The following is a 16,908-nucleotide window of genomic DNA, read 5'->3' as shown; positions in this document are numbered from 1 at the left end:
CGCAGACATGCGGACCGGCATTTGCTACCCCCAACATGGTAAACGCAGTATTATTTTTTGCTCAGGCGGTCTCTGCCCATGTCTGTTTCCCAAGCCTGGACCCAACTGGAGTCAAACGGCGAAAAGGCCCTCGACCGGTCGATTTCCAGCCTGTTCCAGAGCGAGCCTGAACGTCTGGATCGACTGACCTATTCGGCCGCCGGTCTGGAGATCGATCTTTCGAAACAGGCATGGTCCCTGGGCGACCTCGATCAGGCGGTCGAGCTCGCCCGGGCATCGGGCCTCGAAGCCGCCCGGGGACGTCTGTTCGGCGGCGAAGTGGTCAATGCGTCCGAAGGCAGGGCGGCCCAGCATATGGCCCTGCGGGCTCCGGTCGGGGCGAAGATGCTGGTTCAGGGTCAGGATATCTCGGCCGAGGTCGAGGCTGGCCGGGCCAGGATGCGCGCCATCGCTGACGGTGTCCGCGCCGGCAAGGTGCGCGGTGCGGACGGACAGGAAATCAGGGCTGTTCTGCACATTGGCATCGGCGGGTCAGATCTGGGCCCTCGCCTGATCTGGGAGGCCCTTCGCCCCCTGAATCCGAAGATTGACCTCAGGTTCGTGGCCAATGTCGATCCCTCGGAACTGGCCTTGGCCCTGACGGGGCTGGAGCCTGCGACCACCCTGGTGGTTGTGGTCTCCAAGACCTTCACCACTCAGGAGACCCTGACCAATGCCCAGGCCGCGCGGGTCTGGTTGCGGGAAGCCCTGGGCCCGGCCGCGGACTCGCACCTGATCGCCGTAACGGCTGCGCCGGATCAGGCCGCAGCCTTCGGAACCCCGCAGGATCGGATCTTCGCCTTCTGGGACTGGGTCGGTGGACGATACTCCCTCTGGTCCGCTGTTGGCCTGTCCTGCGCCATCGCCCTGGGGCCGGATGTCTTTGAAGGCCTGCTGAAGGGCGCAGCGGGCATGGATGCGCACTTCATTGCTGCGCCCCTCCATGAAAACCTGCCTGTGGTTCTGGCCCTGGCGCACATCTTCAATCGCAATGGGATGAAGCGGCCGGCCCGTGCGGTCATTCCCTATTCCCAGCGCCTGCGGCTGTTTCCGGCCTTCCTCCAGCAGCTGGAAATGGAGTCCAACGGCAAGCGGGTGTCAGCGCTTGGCGCGCCTCTGACCCGCGGGTCCGCGACCACGGTTTTCGGCGACGCCGGCACCAATGGTCAGCATGCCTTCTTCCAGGCCCTGCATCAGGGGACCGATGTGGTGCCCGTCGACTTCCTTGCGGTCGCCCGGCCACGGGAAGGTGATCTGGCGGCACATCAAAAGCTGCTGGCCAATGTCATCGCCCAGGCCGAAGCCCTGATGATCGGGCGATCCGAGGAAGCTGTCCGTAAGGAGCTTGCCGGCCGCAGCATGGAACCTGCGGCCATTGACGCCCTGGCCCCTCAGCGGACCTTCCCGGGGAACCGGCCCTCCAGCTTCATCCTGATGGATCACCTGACACCGGAAGCCCTGGGCGCCTTGATCGCCCTCTACGAGCACAAGGTCTTTGTGGAAGGCGTCATCTGGGGGCTGAACAGCTTTGACCAGTGGGGTGTAGAACTGGGTAAAACTCTTGCTGCGGTTGTATTACCGGAATTGACAGGGCAGGTGTCAAAAGTCCATGACCCTTCCACGGCGGCGCTGATCGGGCGCCTGAAGTCATAGGGTAGCGCAGATGGAAGACCTCAAGGGCAAGACAGCCTTCATCACCGGCGGGGCCAGTGGTCTGGGTCTAGCCATGGCGCACGCTTTTGGTGAGGCCGGCATGCAGATCATGCTGGCTGACATTGACGAACCGCCGCTCGCCCAGGCCGTCGCAGATCTTGAGAGCCGCCAGATCAAGGTCTCCAGCGTCATCTGCGATGTGGTCAGCCGTGCGGCTGTGCAGGCCGCCGCCCAGAAGACCATCGAGACCTTCGGCAAGGTGCACATAGTCTGCAACAATGCCGGCGTTGGCGCAGGCGGACCCATCGATCAGGTCAAGCCCTCCGACTGGGACTGGGTCATCGACGTCAATCTGAAGGGCGTCGTCTATGGCATGGAAACCTTCCTGCCCCTGATCCGCGCCCACGGCGAAGGCGGCGCCTTCGTCAACACCGCCTCCATGGCCGGCATGGTCTCGCCCCCCGGCATGGAGGTCTATTCGGCCACCAAGTTCGCCGTCGTCGCCATGTCCGAAGGCTGGAACGGCCAGCTGGCCGCCGAGAACATCCACGTCGCCGCCCTTTGCCCCGGCTTCGTGAAGACCAAGATCAACCAGTCCGGAAGAACCCGTCAGGCCCAGTATGGCGGTCCTGTGAACAATCCGGTGGTGGCCGGAAACCTGGTGGACAGCGGAATCGATCCCGAGCGGGTCGGCCAGCGCGTGCTGGAGTCCGTCCTGGCCAAGGACATGTACATCTTCACCCACCCCGACATGCGCGGCGCGGTCCAGATGCGGTTTGCCCGGATCATGGCCGGCTTCGACGCCGCCGACGGCAGCAAGGCCCTGGCCGGCATGGACTATACGACCCCGGACCTCACCGGCGGGGTCCGTCCGGCGGAAGGGTAGGACGGGGCCTGCCGCCCGACTCGCTTTTTCCGGCGTCCTGGCTTATGAGGGCGTCATGTTCGCCCGCGCGCACCATCACGGCCTCCACCATCCGACCTGCCATGGCGGGATCGGCCGGGGGCGTTTGGCTTAGGCCAGACCCGTCGCGCCGCCCCCCGCACAGCGGATGGGGCGCCAGAACACGCTCCATCCCGAGAACCTTCAAGGGATAGACCAAGATGATCCGAATTGCTGAAATCCTGGGGCTGCGACTTGCCGCCTGCCGTGACCTGGCCTAAGCGCGCGCCATGTCCGATCCCATTCAAAGACCCGAAGCCCGCGCCCCCCGTGGCTTCAATGACCGTCGCGCCAGGGACCTGGCCGCTGAGCGGGTGATCCTCACCAGGGTGTCCGAGGTCTATGAGCGCTATGGATTTGAGGCCCTGGACACGGGCGCCTTTGAGTATGCCGACGCCCTGGGCAAGTTCCTGCCGGACGCCGACCGCCCCAATGAGGGGGTCTTCGCCCTGCAGGACGACGACGAGCAGTGGATGGCCCTGCGCTATGACCTGACAGCGCCCCTGGCCCGTTTCGCTGCCCAGAACTGGGAGACCCTGCCCAAGCCCTTCCGCCGGTACGCCTTCGGCACGGTCTGGCGCAATGAGAAGCCAGGACCCGGCCGGTTCCGGGAATTCACCCAGTGCGATGCTGACACGGTGGGATCGGCCCGACCTGAAGCCGACGCGGAGATCATCGCCATGGCCGCCGAGGGTCTGATGGCGGCCGGTCTTCCAGCCGATGGCTATGTCATCAAGATCAACAACCGCAAACTGCTCAATGGCCTGCTGGCCACCGCCGGCGTGACCACAGACGGCCAGAAGCTGGCTGTCCTGCGGGCCGTGGACAAGCTTGACCGTCTGGGCGCCGACGGGGTCCGGCTGCTGCTGGGCGAGGGCCGCAAGGATGAGTCCGGCGCCTTCACCAAGGGCGCCGGTTTGACCGCCAAGGCGGCGGAATCGGTGCTGGCCTTTGTGGCTGCAGGGGCGGACGGCCGGACCGAAACCCTGGACCGGATTGCAAATGTGATTGGCGGCTCGGCCGAGGGTGATGAAGGCCTGTCTGAACTGGCCCTGATCGATCAGGCCCTGCGGGCCATGGGCGTCGGGGCGGGCCAGGCGGTGTTTGATCCCTCGATCGTCCGGGGCCTGGAGTATTACACCGGCACGGTTTTCGAGGCCGAACTCCTGCTGCAGACCACAGATGAAAAGGGTCAGCCTGTCCGGTTCGGGTCTGTGGGCGGCGGCGGCCGTTATGATGATCTTGTGGCCAGGTTCACCGGGGCGCCGGTGCCTGCCACCGGCTTTTCCTTCGGTGTTTCCCGCCTGGCTTCGGCCCTTCGCGCTGCGGGCAAGGATCTCGGATCCCAGGCCAGGGGCCCGGTCGTGGTGATCGCCTTCAGCCCGGACGACATGGCGAAGTATTATGAAGTCGCCGGCGAGCTTCGCGCGGCGGGCATTGCCGCCGAGGTCTATCTGGGATCCTCAGGCATGCGACCGCAGATGAAGTATGCCGATCGGCGCCTGTCTCCAGCCGCCGTCATTCTCGGCGGCGACGAGATCGCTGCCGGGACCGTGACCATCAAGGATCTCGACCTTGGTCGCGCCCTGGCCGCAGGGGTCACGGACAATGCGGAGTGGCGTGAGTCCCGGCCTGGTCAGCAGACCGTGCCGCGCGCGGACCTCGTTCCGGCGATCCGCCGCATTCTGGAAGGTTAGGTCCATGCGCGTCGAGCCCGCCATTCCTGCCGATCAACTCGCCGCCATCCGGGCGCCCTTTGTCGAAACGGGTGCAAGGCTGATCGACACCGCCATACTGCAACCCCTGGGTCTGATGCTGGATCTGGCCGGGGAAACCCTCCGGGCCCAATTGTTTGTCGTCCAGGCGGAGGGCGGCCAGGAGGCCTGCCTGAGGGCGGATTTCACGGCCCCGATTGCAAAGGCCCATATTGAAAGCGGATCCCCGGCCGGGGATTACTTCTATGAAGGCAAGGTGTTTCGCGCCGCCCCTGATCGTCCTGATCAGGCCGAGGAGTTCCTGCAGATCGGCGTTGAGCGGTTCACGCCGCCTGGCCCGGCAGCGGACGCTGACTTTGAAGCCATCATGCTCGGCTGGCGCGCCGCGGCCATTGGCGGCCGGGGGGACCTGTCCCTCTGGCTCGGGGACGTGTCGCTGTTCTCGGCCTTTGTTGATGGTCTGGACCTGGCTCCCGTCCTCAGTGCGCGGATCAAGCGTGCGGCGTCTCGCCCACGCCTGCTTCAGGCTGAACTCGCCCGGGCGGGAGAAGCGGTCAGCGGGCGCGCAGGCGGAGGTCTGGCTTCCATTCTGTCAGGTCTGACTCCCGAAGCCGCGGGCGCCGCTCTCGAGGAGGTCTGGGCCCTTGCCGGCATACAGCCGGTTGGCGGTCGGTCTCCTGCGGAAATCGCCCAGAGACTGATCCAACAGGCGGAGGGACGGGCTGCCCCCGCCCTGACCCGGGAGCAGGCTGAAGCGATATCCGCCTTTCTGGCTGTGGAGGGTGAGCCGGGCGCCGCCCTCGATGTGATCGGTAAACTGGCTGCAGGGTCGGCCACGGTCCTCCAGGCCGCCCTTGGCGCCTGGCGGGAACAACTGGAGCGCCTGTCCGCGGCCGGGGCTCCTGTCGGGGATGCGACCTTCTCTACGGCCCTTGGTCATTCCTTTGACTACTATGACGGCGTGACCTTCGAAGTCAGGTCTGCGGCCCTGGGTCAGCATGATCCTGTTGCGGTTGGAGGGCGTTACGACGGCCTGCTCAGTCGCCTTGGGGGGCAGACACCAGGCCGGGCGATCGGATGCATGGTTCGCCCCGGCCGAGCCCTTGATCAGGTGATGTCATGAGTGAGCCATTGATCCTGGCCGTGCCCTCGAAGGGGCGTCTGAAGGAACAGGTGGAAGCCTGGCTGCGGGACTGCAATCTGTCCCTTTCTGTCTCCGGCGGCGACCGGGGCTATATGGCCGAGCTGAAGGGCGTGGCGGGCGTCTCGGTCCGGCTTCTCTCCGCTGGCGACATTGCCGAGGCGCTGGAGTGCGGCGAGGTCCACCTTGGCGTCACAGGTGAGGACCTCCTGCGGGAACGGGGTCCCAATATCGACCGGGACGTCCTGCTGCTCCAGGCCCTGGGCTTCGGGCGGGCGGATCTGGTTGTGGCGGCGCCCAAGAGCTGGCTTGACGTCGACACCATGGCTGACCTGGAAGAGGTCGCCCATGACATGCTCGCCCGGACCGGTCGAAGGATGCGGGTGGCGACCAAGTATCTTGTGCAGACTCGGGCCTTCTTCGCCCGCCACGGGCTTTCCGACTACCGTATTGCCGAGTCTGCCGGCGCGACTGAGGGAGCCCCCGCAGCCGGGGCGGCTGAACTGGTCGTCGACATTACGACGACAGGCGCCACCCTGGAGGCGAATGGCCTGAAGATCCTCGGGGACGGCGTGATCCTGAAGAGCCAGGCTCATCTCGCCGCCTCCTGCGTCGCCAGCTGGACCGCTGGACAACTGGACTCGGCGGAAGCCCTGTTGCGCATTCTTGAAGCAAGGGCCTCAGCCCACGCCAGCGCCACCCTGGTCTGGCCAAGTCAGGACGGCGATGAGGGCCTTGCCGCCCGGTTCGAGCAACTGGGCGCGTCACGTCGGCCAAATGGCCTGCTGGTTCCCAACACCCGGGTTGCCGAGATTTCAACAGCCCTGACGGCTGCAGGGCGGGGCCCCGTTACAGTCTCGCGCCCGGACTTCGTCTTTGAAATCCAGAGCCCCGCTGCAGAGACCTTGAGAGCCCGTTGCAGGTAATTTTGACAAATGCGTCAAAAATGTGCGGCTTCGGCCCGGAAATTTTCGCCGATGTCACAATTTTGTGCGGTTTTCACCCATTGAGGGGAAGCGGGCGCATTGACTCGCACTCAGAATTGCCGTTTTCTCAGTCTTGCGAGAGACAAGAACAGCTCAAAGCTTTCAGTCTCCGGCGTTTCGGGGAGGAAACGCCTCTTAATACGAGCCTCGGCTCAAAAAAGCCCGCTGCGATTATCCCCCGTAGCGGGCTATTTTGTGTCCGGAACCGTAAATTGACGCAAGCGTCAAAAACTATTCTTTCCAAAATCCAGACCTTCCCTGACCGGCATGGGCATGTCTGAAGGGCGGGCCATTGTCATCGGCGCCGGGCCGGCGGGCCTCATGGCTGCGGAAGTCCTGCTGGAAGCGGGTGTCTCGGTCACGGTCCTTGATCGCATGCCCAGTCCGGGACGCAAGTTCCTGATGGCCGGACGGGGCGGCCTCAACCTGACCCACAGCGAGCCATTCGAGGCCTTTGCCGAGAAGTATGGATCCGCCAGGCCTCACCTGTCGCCAGCCCTGGCGGACTTTCCGGCGGAGAGCCTGCGCGCATGGTCTGAATCCCTGGGCCAGCCCACCTTCATCGGCTCCAGCGGCCGGATCTTCCCGGTGGCGATGAAGGCCTCGCCCCTGCTTCGCAGCTGGATGTCGCGTCTGACCGATCTGGGCGCGCAGTTCCGCTTCCGCGAGACCTGGACCGGGTGGTCTGCAGACGGGGCGCTGATCTTCGAGACCGAGCCCGGAGAGCGACATGAGACAACCGCCGACGCCGTCGTTCTCGCCCTGGGGGGGGCCTCGTGGCCCAGGCTTGGTTCCGACGGAAAGTGGGTTGAGATCCTCCAGGCCAGTGGCGTCGGGGTGACGCCCTTCGCACCAACCAATGTCGGGTTCAATGTGGACTGGTCCGAGACGTTCGGGACAAGATTCGCCGGTGAACCCCTCAAGGCCATCGGACTCGAATTCCAGGGCAGGACCCTGACCGGCGAGATCATGATTTCCCGGACCGGGATCCAGGGCGGCGGGATCTACGCCCTGTCCCGTGATCTGCGCGAAAGCCTGGAGGCGGGCCGTGAGACGCTCCTGCATGTGGATCTTCGACCGGGCCTGTCCGGGGACGAAATCGCCCGGCGCCTTGGGCGAGTCCGTTCAGGTGACAGCCTTTCCAATCGACTGCGCAAGGCCCTGCGGTTCAGCCCGACAGAGGTCGCCTTCCTGCGGGAAGGCTTTGCCGGAAATCCGCAGGCCCTGTCCCGGGACCTCCCGGGATCCATCAAGGCTGTCCCTGTCCAATTTACAGGTGCGCAATCCCTGGAGCGGGCGATATCATCGGCCGGCGGCGTGCAGTTTGGGTCCGTCAATGCGGACTTCATGCTCACGGCCAGGCCCGGCGTCTTTCTGGCCGGTGAAATGCTGGACTGGGAGGCGCCCACGGGCGGCTACCTGTTGCAGGCCTGTTTCGCGACGGGCAGGGCGGCCGGTCTGGCCGCCCTCAAACACGTCCGGGCCGGATAGGCGTTTCCGGACGGAAACGCCTGGAGAAAGCTACCAGATGCGGACCCGGTTCTCTGGCGCCACATAGTTTGCATCCCCGGGCTTGACGCCAAAGGCGTCATACCAGGCGTCAACATTCTTCAGGGGAACATTGGTCCGGGCGAAGTTCGGGGCGTGCACATCGGTGACCACCAGTTGCCGCACCCGGTCCTCACGGGCCTTTGAGCGCCAGACCTGGGACCAGCCGAGGAAGACCCGCTGATCGCCGGTCATGCCGTCGAGCACCGGCGCCGGTTTGCCCTTGAGCGAAGCGCGATAGGCGTCCAGGGCCAGCAGTACGCCGCCCAGGTCAGCAATGTTCTCGCCCATGGTCTGGTCGCCCTTGATGAAGACGCCGGGCAGAACCTCGGTGGCCGAGTATTGCGCGCCAAACCTTGCGGCCTGGGCGTTGAACTTTGCGGCGTCTTCGGCGGTCCACCACTCCTTCAGGACGCCATCGCCGTCTGACTTGCGGCCCTGATCGTCAAAGCCGTGGATGATCTCGTGACCGATGACCGCGCCGATCCCGCCGAAATTCACCGCCATGTCGCCCTCGGGATCAAAGAAGGGAGGCTGCAGAATGGCGGCCGGGAAGACGATGCCGTTCTTCGTGGGCGAATAGTAGGCGTTCACGGTGGCGGGGGTCATGCCCCATTCCTTGCGGTCCACCGGCTCCTTCAGGCGCACGACCTGCCGGGTCCACTCGAACTTGTTGGCCCGCTGGACATTGCCGTAGAGATCGCCGTCCTTGATCACCAGCTTGGAATAGTCACGCCAGGTGTCCGGATAGGCGATCATGACGCTGAACTTGGACAGCTTCTCAAGGGCCTTGGCCTTGGTCTGCGGGCCCATCCAGGCCAGGTTCTCGATGCGGACCTTCAGGGCCGACTTAATCTCCGCCACCAGGTCCATCATCTTGGCCTTGCTCTCCGGCGGGAAGTAGGTGGCCACATAGATCTTGCCGAGGGCCTCGCCGATCTGGTTGTCCACCAGGGCGACGCCACGCTTCCAGCGGGGCCTCTGTTCCAGTTGTCCGGACAGGATCTTGTCGCGGAATTCGTACCGGGCGTCCTCAAAGGCCTTGGAGAGGTAAGGCGAGGCCTGATCGGCCAGGGTGTAGGCCTGATAGGCCTTGAGGGTCTCAAGGGGCGTCCTGGCGAAAATGCCAGCGATCTTGGGGAATGCGGTGTTCTCGGCGACAATGACCCTGTCGATCTTTCCAAGGCCCGCGCCCTCGAAAAAGGCCTTCCAGGGGAAGCCCGGTGCGAAGGTCGGCAGGGCCGAAGCCTTCAGCGGGTTGTAGGTCTTGTCGTCGTCCCGGCGCTCGGCGAGGGTCCAGGAGACCTTGGCGATTTCGGTCTCCATGGCCACGATGGCCTTGGCGTTTTCGTCCGGCCTGGCCCAGCCCGCAAGCTTCAGCATCTGGGCCACATAGGCTTCATACTTGGCGCGTTGGGGTGCGAACTGGGGCTCCAGGTAATAGTCCCGATTGGGGAGGTTCAGACCCCCCTGGACCACATAGACCGCATAGCGCATGGGGTCCTTCTGGTCGTCGCCGAGATAGACGCCGAAGGCCGCCCCGCCGAAGCCCGTCTGGGCGACACCCATCAGGCGGGCGATGTCAGCCTTGGTCTTGGCCGCCCGGATGGCGGCGAGGTCGGCAGCCATGGGCCTGGCGCCCAGGGCGTTGATCTGCGACTCGTCCATGAAGCTGCGATAGAGGACGCCGATCTTCTGCCTGTCCCCGGTCGCCGCCGTGTCCCTGGAAGCCGCGTCCAGCACCGCGTGCATGCGGTCGACCGACAGTTCCCGCAGGCCGTCAAAGGATCCGAAGCTGGACCGGTCAGCGGGGATCACCAGGTTCTTCAGATATGTCCCGCCGGCATAGCCGGAGAAATTGTCACCGGGGGAAACCGACAGGTCGCGGCCCGCCAGGTCAAAGCCCCAGGGGCCCATGCGCGGCGCGCCCAGCGCGCCTTCAGACGAGGCTGAGGTCGCCGCCAGGGCGAGGACGGAGGCGGCGCATGCCGCAAGCCAGAAGCGTTTCATCTCAGATTGATCCTGTTGGGTTCATTACGCAGACCATGCCTCTCAAGAGGCGAGGTCGCCACGTTACAATTCTGTCATTTGGCGGGTGAAGCGGGGGGCGGTGAAAGTCTGACAACAGCCTTGGCCTGCAAGCGACCGCCTGAAGCTAGATTGAGGGTCAGGGGAAGGGCGCCGCCGGCTTTCAAGGCCGACTTCAGGCCAAACACCATCAGGTGCTTGCCGCCCGGTGCAAAAACCACGGACTGACCGGGAGGCAGGGTCACGCCGGACTCAAGCCGCTGCATGGACATGACTCCGCCATTCATGGAGGTCTGGTGCAGTTCCACCCTGGTGGCCAGGGGGCTGGTGACGGAAATCAGGGTTTCCGGTCGCGGACCTGAATTGGTAATCGTGAAGAACCCTGCGCCAATCGTGCCGAGCGCAGCGGGCCGGCTCCAGGCATCCTTGACGCGAACGCCGCCAGAGGTCGTCGGGCCGGCCCCCGCGGCGGTCGCTATCAGGCAAAGTCCCGCAGCAAGAGCGATTTGTTTCAGCATAATTCCCTCCTTGGCGGATCGAAATCTTCGGCACAAGCATACCTGTAGGCGCCCCGAAGCGGAATCAGGAACGAGACGACCCAGATGGACCCACACGTCACGCCCGACAGCTATCGCGACGTTGTGCTGTTCCTGGTGACCGCCGGCATTGTCGTGCCCCTGTTCCGTCGGTGGCGGGTCAGTCCGATCCTCGGATTCATCGCCGCTGGTCTGGCCCTTGGTCCGCAGGGTCTCGGCGCCCTGGCTCCAACCGTCCCGTGGTTGTCCTACTTTACAATTTCAGGGTCTGCCGAGGTCGCCCAACTGGCGGAGTTCGGGGTTGTCTTCCTGCTGTTCATGATCGGCCTGGAGATTTCATGGGAGCGCCTTCGACTGATGCGCCGCTATGTCTTCGGCCTTGGCGGGCTCCAGGTCCTGCTGTCTACGGCGGCGATCTCGACGGTCGGCATCATGCTGAAGGCGCCTCCGGCCGAGGCGATCGCCATCGGCGCAGCCCTGGCCCTGTCTTCCACCGCCGTGGTCATGCCGATCCTTGCGGAAAACAAGCGCCAGCACGCCCTGGCGGGCCGGGTGACCTTCTCCATCCTGCTGTTCCAGGACCTCGCCGTCGCCCCCATCCTGATCACCCTGGGCCTTCTGGGACGCGGATCGATATCCGAGTTCTCGCCGCAGGACCTGCTGGCCATCGCACCGGCCGCCCTGGCTGTCGGCAGCCTGGTCCTGTTTGGCCGCCTGTTCCTGCGTCCGATGATGAGGTCGGTGGCCCGAGCCAAGAGCGAGGAGCTGTTCGTCGCCGCCAGTCTGCTGATCGTCATCGGATCTGGTCTTGTGGCGGCCCTGGCTGGCCTTTCCATGGCCCTGGGCGCCTTCGTCGCCGGACTGCTGTTGGCCGAGACCGAGTACCGTCACGAGGTCGAAGTCACCATAGAGCCCTTCAAGGGCCTGCTGCTTGGCCTCTTCTTCCTTTCGGTCGGCATAGGCCTGGACATGTCCCTGCTCTTTGCCCACCCCCTGGAGGTGCTGGGCTTCGCCATCGGCCTGATCAGTCTGAACTTTGCAGTGGTTTTCGGCCTGGGACGCATGTTCCGGCTGCCGTGGCGCGCGGCGGCGGAGTCGGCCCTTCTGCTGGCGGGGGGAGGTGAATTCGCCTTCGTCATTCTCACCGCGGCCATGGCCAGCCGGATTGTCGCGCCAGAACTCGGGCAACTGGTTCTGGTTTCGTCGACCCTTTCGATGATGTGCATTCCGGCTCTGGCCAGTCTCTCCCTGAAGGTCGGTGCAAGGAAGGTCACCCAGGGGCTGTCTGAAGCGCTTCCGCCTCCACCTTCCGGGGACGGACCGCCCAGGGTGCTGATCGTGGGATATGGCCGGGTCGGCCGGCTGGTCTCAGAAATGCTGCAGACCCACCAGGTTCCGTGGCTGGCCATAGACAGCGATCCCCGACTGGTCGATTCGTCCCGACGGTCCGGCGGGGAAGTGTTTTTCGGGGATGCGACCCGTACGGAATTTCTCCGCAGGTGTGGCCTGGAAACCGCACCGGCCCTTGTGGTGACCATGGATTCCCCTGAAGCGGCGGAATCCATCGTAGCCACCGCCAGAGGCCTGAGGCCTGACCTGGTCATTGTCGCCCGCGCCAGGGATGCGCGACACGCCAAGCGACTCTACGACCTTGGGGTGTCCGACGCCGTTCCCGAGACCATTGAGGCCAGCCTACAGTTGTCGGAAGCCGTTCTGGTGGATGTGGGCATCCCGATGGGGCTGGTTATCGCCTCAATTCATGAACGCAGAGACCTCTTCCGGAAGGACTTGAATCGACCGGAAGCTCTGGGCGGCCGAATGCGCAGGTTTAGAGGTGAAGTTCGGACCAAGCCGTGACCTTTGGAACAAAATTGAACCCTTTCCGGCCTCAATTGGTTATCAGATCGTTGCTTGGAGCGAGGATTGCTGTATAGCCTCATCCCGTAGTGTAAGCGAGGATGAGGCAAATGACGTTGAGTGTGGCTTCGGCGACACTTCCGCGTCGCTTCGACCTTGATATAAGCGTGCTCGGTCATATGACCGCGGCAGAGGGCAAGAGAGGGCTCTGAATATGAAATTCAAACTTCTGGCAGGGGCCGCCATCGCTGCGGTCTGCGTCGCCACCGGGGCGTCCGCTGCGGATACCGGCTGGTACGGCGCTGTCGACATGGGCTATCATTGGCCCGACAGCTTTTCGCTGAAGTCCAGCAACAACTCTTCGGCTGGCAAGCCGTATGAGTGGGACCTCAACCAAAAGGAAGACTGGGCGGGCTTTGCGCGTCTCGGCTATCGCGTGTCCAACAACTGGCGCGTTGAACTGGAAGGCGGCTATCGCGCGGGTGACGTGAATTCGTTCCGCGGCGGCGCCAACCAGGCCATCATCGGCCTCTGCGCTCCTGGCGTGATCCGCACCGCGGCTTCGCCGACCTGCGGTTCTCCGACGGGCAGCGTCCAGGTCTGGTCGCTGATGGGCAATGTCCTTTACGACTTCATGCCTGACGCCACGATCAACCCGTTTGTCGGCGCCGGTCTCGGCGTCAACCAGATGAAGGTTGACGGCCTGATGGGTCAGTTCTCCACCGTGACGGGCGCCATTACGGCGGCCAACCCGGCTTACCAGAACCTGGCCATCTCCAAGTCCGACACGACGATCGCTTACCAGCTGATCGCCGGCCTGGCCTGGAAGGCGACCGATCGCCTGAACGTGGACATGACCTACCGTTATCTCGGTGGTGCTGACTCCTCCTTCAAGTCGACTGGTTCTCACGCCCTTCAGCCCGGCGTGTTCAAGGGCGACTACCGCGACGCTTCGGCGACTGTGGGCCTGCGTTACTCCTTCGCAGCTGCTCCTCCCCCGCCGCCGCCTCCGCCGCCCCCTCCGCCGCCTCCGCCTCCTCCTCCGCCGCCTCCGCCTCCTCCGCCCCCGCCGGCGTTTGAGGCCAAGCAGTTCATCGTCTACTTCCCCTTCGATCAGGCCATCCTGACCGCGGAAGCCCAGACGGTGGTTTCGGAAGCCGCCAACTACGCCAACGCCGGCCACGCCACCCGCGTGATCGTCGTCGGTCACACCGACTCCTCCGGTTCGCCGGCCTACAACGTCCGCCTGTCGGAACGTCGTGCAAAGGCCGTGGCTGACTCGCTGGTCGGTCTGGGCGTCGGCGCCGGTTCGCTGCAAGTCGACTGGAAGGGTGAGACCATGCTCGCCGTCGCCACTGGCGATGGTGTCAAGGAACCCCTGAACCGTCGTTCGACGATCGACATCAACTTCTGATCGATCGACAGGCGTTCAGCCGAATAACGAAGGCCCGGTCGAAAGACCGGGCCTTTTGTTTTGCGCCCCACCTCAGCCGGCGATCAGGATCCAGACCCCGATGGCGGCGAAGGACGCCGCTGCGGCCCAGCGGATATAGGTCAGGGGCAGTTTCTCTGCGGCAGCCTGTCCAATGAAGACCGCCGGGACATTGGCGACCATCATGCCCAGGGTTGTGCCAGCAGCCACCATGAAGACCTCATGGAAGCGCGCGGCCAGGGCCACAGTGGCGACCTGGGTCTTGTCGCCCATCTCGACAAAGAAGAAGGCGACGACCGTCGTAATGAAGACCGAAGCGCCGGGCTTGTCCCGAGGCGCATCGCCGTCTTCAAACTTGTCCGGAATCAGGGCCCAGGCGCCAAAAGCGATGAAGGCCAGGCCCAGCACCCATTTGGTCCAGGGACCGTCCAGCAGATTCCCCGCCGCGGCGCCGACAGCCGCCGCCAGAAGGTGGTTTCCAATGGTCGCCACCAGGATTCCGGCGATGATTGGCGCTGGCTTGCGAAACCGCGCCGCTAACAGGATGGCAAGGAGTTGTGTCTTGTCGCCGATCTCGGCGATCGCCACGAGACCCGTGGAGATAAGCAGGGGTTGAAGGTTCATATCTGGCTCACGGCGGGATCGGAACAGGACCAATGGCTCTCCGCGCCGCCGATCCCGCCTGGGAACGACACACGAAAGCCAAAAGTCTCGCCAGGCCCGAAAGGCTGGATGCGCCATGTCCCGGAAGCAATTCCGGTCCAAGTTTGTTGACGCACCCTCCGCTGAAACGCGCGGACGGCTACTCCCCAGTGACGCGGTCGGGATATGCCCAATTGCAGGCCGCCACAAGACACCCATTGCGATTCAGCGCCGAAAACTCCCCGGCGACCTTATGCCGCAAGCGGCGATCACAGTCGCGTGATCAAAAAACGGCCCGGAGTCTGAAAGACCAGCTTGATCAAGCCTCAGGCTCTGGCGTTAACTTTTCATTGTCAAAAAACAGACGTGGAGAACTCCCTCAGGCCGTTGACGAGTCATTAGGCTTGGTGCCCCATGATGTTGCGTATCAGGGCGGGGCGCCCACTAGATATAGCGATAAGCCGGTTGGGGAGGGGCCTCGCCGGAAACGTCTGATAAGTATGGGTTTTGGGTCATGAGCGGTAGCGAAGCGGCAGTGCGGGCGATTTCAGAGGCGGCGAAAGCTGGTTCGGAGCGTGCAGAGCGACCGCAACTCCAGTTGGTTCGCAAGGTCGAGGTCGACCGGTCGCGGGATGCCCTGCTGACCGACTTCGGCAAGACCACCCTGGAAGACCGCTATCTTCTGGCCGGTGAGAGCTATCAGGACATGTTTGCACGAGTCGCAACGGCCTATGCCGACGACGCCGACCATGCCCAGCGGATCTATGATTACATCTCCCAACTCTGGTTCATGCCGTCGACTCCGGTCCTGTCCAACGGCGGCGCCAATCGCGGCCTGCCCATTTCCTGCTTCCTGAACGCCGTGGGCGATTCCCTGGAAGGCATTCAGGGCGTGTGGAACGAGAACGTCGCCCTGGCCTCCAACGGTGGCGGCATCGGCACCTATTGGGGCGGCGTCCGGTCCATTGGCGAAAAGGTCAAGGGCGCGGGCCAGACCAGCGGCATCATCCCCTTCATCCGGGTCATGGACAGCCTGACCCTGGCCATCAGCCAGGGCTCCCTTCGCCGGGGATCAGCTGCGGTCTATCTGGACATCCACCATCCGGAGATCGAGGAGTTCCTCGAAATCCGCAAACCCTCAGGCGATTTCAACCGCAAGTCCCTGAACCTGCACCACGGCATTTCGATCTCTGACGAATTCATGGAAGCCGTCCGCGAGGGCGCCATGTTCGGCCTGCGCTCGCCCAAGAACAATGAAGTCCTGCGTGAGGTCGACGCCCGTTCCCTGTGGCAGAAGATCCTGGAGATCCGCCTGCAGACCGGCGAGCCCTATCTGATCTTCTCCGACACGGTGAACCGCGCCATGCCGCAGCATCAGCAGGATCTGGGCCTGTCTGTGCGCCAGTCCAACCTGTGCTCGGAAATCATGCTGCACACCGGCAAGGACCATCTGGGCCACGACCGGACCGCCGTCTGCTGCCTGTCCTCGGTGAACGCCGAGACCTTCATGGAATGGCGCGACCATCCGACCTTCATCGAAGACGTCATGCGGTTCCTGGACAATGTCCTGCAGGACTTCATTGGCCGCGCCCCGCCGGAAATGGCCAACGCCGTTTACGCCGCAACCCGTGAGCGCTCGGTCGGCCTGGGCCTGATGGGCTTCCACTCCTTCCTGCAGATGCAGAACGTGCCCTTCGAGAGCGCCCTGGCCAAGTCCTGGAACATGCGCCTGTTCAAGCACCTGCGCCGGCAGACCGATGCGGCTTCCCGCACCCTGGCCGCCGAACGCGGACCCTGCCCTGACGCCGCCGAGCGTGGGGTCATGGAGCGGTTCAGCCACAAGCTGGCCATCGCGCCGACCGCTTCGATCTCGATCATCTGTGGCGGGACCAGCGCCGGCATCGAGCCCATTCCGGCCAATATCTATACCCACAAGACCCTGTCGGGGACGTTTGCGGTCCGCAACATCTTCCTCGAGCGTCTGCTGGACGAAAAAGAGAAGAACACCCCCCAGGTCTGGGATTCGATCCTGGAAAATGAAGGCTCGGTCCAGCACCTGGACTTCCTGACCCAGGACGAGAAGGACGTCTTCAAGACCGCCTTCGAACTGGACCAGCGTTGGGTTATCGAACTGGCCGCCGACCGCACACCCGACATCTGCCAGTCCCAGTCGGTCAACATCTTCCTGCCTGGCGACGTGGACAAGTGGGACCTCCACATGCTGCACTGGCAGGCATGGGAGCGGGGCTGCAAATCCCTCTACTACCTGCGCTCAAAGTCGGTTCAGCGGGCATCGCATGCCGGCGGTGAAGCCATTGTCCAGGTTGAGGCCGGTCCGTCCCAGCACACCGACTATGACGAGTGCCTCGCCTGCCAATAGGCTGATTT

General features: G+C 64.1%; 13 protein-coding genes. 9 read left to right on the top strand and 4 right to left on the bottom strand.

Annotation, left to right across the window (positions count from 1 at the left end; all coding sequences use genetic code 11):
* The first annotated feature begins 78 nt into the window (after positions 1 to 78).
* Together CFE28_15775 and CFE28_15770 are read left to right on the top strand one after the other, a co-directional pair.
* Positions 79 to 1,692 carry a glucose-6-phosphate isomerase gene (locus tag CFE28_15775; protein ID OYU71320.1) on the top strand — a complete coding sequence of 538 codons (1,614 nt, stop codon included), beginning with the start codon at positions 79 to 81 and terminating at the stop codon, positions 1,690 to 1,692.
* A 10-nt stretch (positions 1,693 to 1,702) separates the two neighbouring features.
* Positions 1,703 to 2,578 carry a short-chain dehydrogenase gene (locus CFE28_15770; protein OYU71319.1) on the top strand — a complete coding sequence of 292 codons (876 nt, stop codon included), beginning with the start codon at positions 1,703 to 1,705 and terminating at the stop codon, positions 2,576 to 2,578.
* Here CFE28_15770 and CFE28_15765 read toward each other — a convergent pair.
* Positions 2,547 to 2,768: a hypothetical protein gene (locus CFE28_15765; GenBank protein ID OYU71318.1), complete on the bottom strand. Its 222-nt coding sequence runs from the start codon at positions 2,766 to 2,768 to the stop codon at positions 2,547 to 2,549. The two genes, CFE28_15770 and CFE28_15765, sit on opposite strands and share 32 nt — an antisense overlap.
* A 97-nt stretch (positions 2,769 to 2,865) precedes the next feature.
* On the opposite strand from CFE28_15765, the gene CFE28_15760 reads away from it, so the two are divergent.
* The 4 genes from CFE28_15760 (at position 2,866) to CFE28_15745 (ending at position 7,968) form a co-directional block, all read left to right on the top strand.
* Entirely contained in the window at positions 2,866 to 4,332 is a 1,467-nt protein-coding gene (locus CFE28_15760; GenBank protein OYU71317.1) for a histidine--tRNA ligase, read from the top strand.
* 4 nt (positions 4,333 to 4,336) lie between these two features.
* A complete protein-coding gene (locus CFE28_15755; GenBank protein OYU71316.1) occupies positions 4,337 to 5,473 on the top strand; it encodes an ATP phosphoribosyltransferase regulatory subunit in 1,137 nt (378 codons plus the stop codon).
* Entirely contained in the window at positions 5,470 to 6,417 is a 948-nt protein-coding gene (locus CFE28_15750) for an ATP phosphoribosyltransferase (protein ID OYU71315.1), read from the top strand. The genes CFE28_15755 and CFE28_15750 overlap by 4 nt, the downstream gene beginning before the upstream one ends.
* A gap of 333 nt (positions 6,418 to 6,750) precedes the next feature.
* Positions 6,751 to 7,968, top strand: coding sequence for an aminoacetone oxidase family FAD-binding enzyme (locus CFE28_15745; protein ID OYU71758.1), 1,218 nt, complete (start codon positions 6,751 to 6,753; stop codon positions 7,966 to 7,968).
* A 30-nt stretch (positions 7,969 to 7,998) separates the two neighbouring features.
* On the opposite strand, the gene CFE28_15740 is transcribed toward CFE28_15745, so the two are convergent.
* Positions 7,999 to 10,035 (bottom strand): peptidase M13, encoded by a 2,037-nt coding sequence (locus tag CFE28_15740; protein OYU71314.1) that lies wholly within the window; start codon positions 10,033 to 10,035, stop codon positions 7,999 to 8,001.
* A 74-nt stretch (positions 10,036 to 10,109) separates the two neighbouring features.
* Positions 10,110 to 10,571, bottom strand: coding sequence for a hypothetical protein (locus CFE28_15735; GenBank protein ID OYU71313.1), 462 nt, complete (start codon positions 10,569 to 10,571; stop codon positions 10,110 to 10,112).
* A gap of 84 nt (positions 10,572 to 10,655) precedes the next feature.
* Here CFE28_15735 and CFE28_15730 point away from each other — a divergent pair, with 84 nt between their 5' ends.
* Together CFE28_15730 and CFE28_15725 are read left to right on the top strand one after the other, a co-directional pair.
* Positions 10,656 to 12,446: a potassium transporter TrkA gene (locus tag CFE28_15730; GenBank protein ID OYU71312.1), complete on the top strand. Its 1,791-nt coding sequence runs from the start codon at positions 10,656 to 10,658 to the stop codon at positions 12,444 to 12,446.
* Positions 12,447 to 12,660: 214 nt separating this feature from the next.
* Positions 12,661 to 13,860: a hypothetical protein gene (locus CFE28_15725; protein ID OYU71311.1), complete on the top strand. Its 1,200-nt coding sequence runs from the start codon at positions 12,661 to 12,663 to the stop codon at positions 13,858 to 13,860.
* Between the two features lie 72 nt (positions 13,861 to 13,932).
* On the opposite strand, the gene CFE28_15720 is transcribed toward CFE28_15725, so the two are convergent.
* Entirely contained in the window at positions 13,933 to 14,502 is a 570-nt protein-coding gene (locus tag CFE28_15720; protein OYU71310.1) for a hypothetical protein, read from the bottom strand.
* A 532-nt stretch (positions 14,503 to 15,034) separates the two neighbouring features.
* Here CFE28_15720 and CFE28_15715 point away from each other — a divergent pair.
* Positions 15,035 to 16,900: a ribonucleotide-diphosphate reductase subunit alpha gene (locus tag CFE28_15715; protein OYU71309.1), complete on the top strand. Its 1,866-nt coding sequence runs from the start codon at positions 15,035 to 15,037 to the stop codon at positions 16,898 to 16,900.
* The last annotated feature ends 8 nt before the right edge of the window (positions 16,901 to 16,908 follow it).

The organism is Alphaproteobacteria bacterium PA2, from assembly GCA_002256425.1.
GTDB lineage: Bacteria > Pseudomonadota > Alphaproteobacteria > Caulobacterales > Caulobacteraceae > Phenylobacterium.
This window is presented reverse-complemented; position numbering and strand designations above follow the sequence as displayed.

Coding starts and splice junctions, on each gene's coding strand:
- CFE28_15775 (OYU71320.1), top strand. CDS start 79: ATGTCTGTTTCCCAAGCCTGGACCCAACTGGAGTCAAACGGCGAAAAG.
- CFE28_15770 (OYU71319.1), top strand. CDS start 1,703: ATGGAAGACCTCAAGGGCAAGACAGCCTTCATCACCGGCGGGGCCAGT.
- CFE28_15765 (OYU71318.1), bottom strand. CDS start 2,768: ATGGAGCGTGTTCTGGCGCCCCATCCGCTGTGCGGGGGGCGGCGCGAC.
- CFE28_15760 (OYU71317.1), top strand. CDS start 2,866: ATGTCCGATCCCATTCAAAGACCCGAAGCCCGCGCCCCCCGTGGCTTC.
- CFE28_15755 (OYU71316.1), top strand. CDS start 4,337: ATGCGCGTCGAGCCCGCCATTCCTGCCGATCAACTCGCCGCCATCCGG.
- CFE28_15750 (OYU71315.1), top strand. CDS start 5,470: ATGAGTGAGCCATTGATCCTGGCCGTGCCCTCGAAGGGGCGTCTGAAG.
- CFE28_15745 (OYU71758.1), top strand. CDS start 6,751: ATGTCTGAAGGGCGGGCCATTGTCATCGGCGCCGGGCCGGCGGGCCTC.
- CFE28_15740 (OYU71314.1), bottom strand. CDS start 10,035: ATGAAACGCTTCTGGCTTGCGGCATGCGCCGCCTCCGTCCTCGCCCTG.
- CFE28_15735 (OYU71313.1), bottom strand. CDS start 10,571: ATGCTGAAACAAATCGCTCTTGCTGCGGGACTTTGCCTGATAGCGACC.
- CFE28_15730 (OYU71312.1), top strand. CDS start 10,656: ATGGACCCACACGTCACGCCCGACAGCTATCGCGACGTTGTGCTGTTC.
- CFE28_15725 (OYU71311.1), top strand. CDS start 12,661: ATGAAATTCAAACTTCTGGCAGGGGCCGCCATCGCTGCGGTCTGCGTC.
- CFE28_15720 (OYU71310.1), bottom strand. CDS start 14,502: ATGAACCTTCAACCCCTGCTTATCTCCACGGGTCTCGTGGCGATCGCC.
- CFE28_15715 (OYU71309.1), top strand. CDS start 15,035: ATGAGCGGTAGCGAAGCGGCAGTGCGGGCGATTTCAGAGGCGGCGAAA.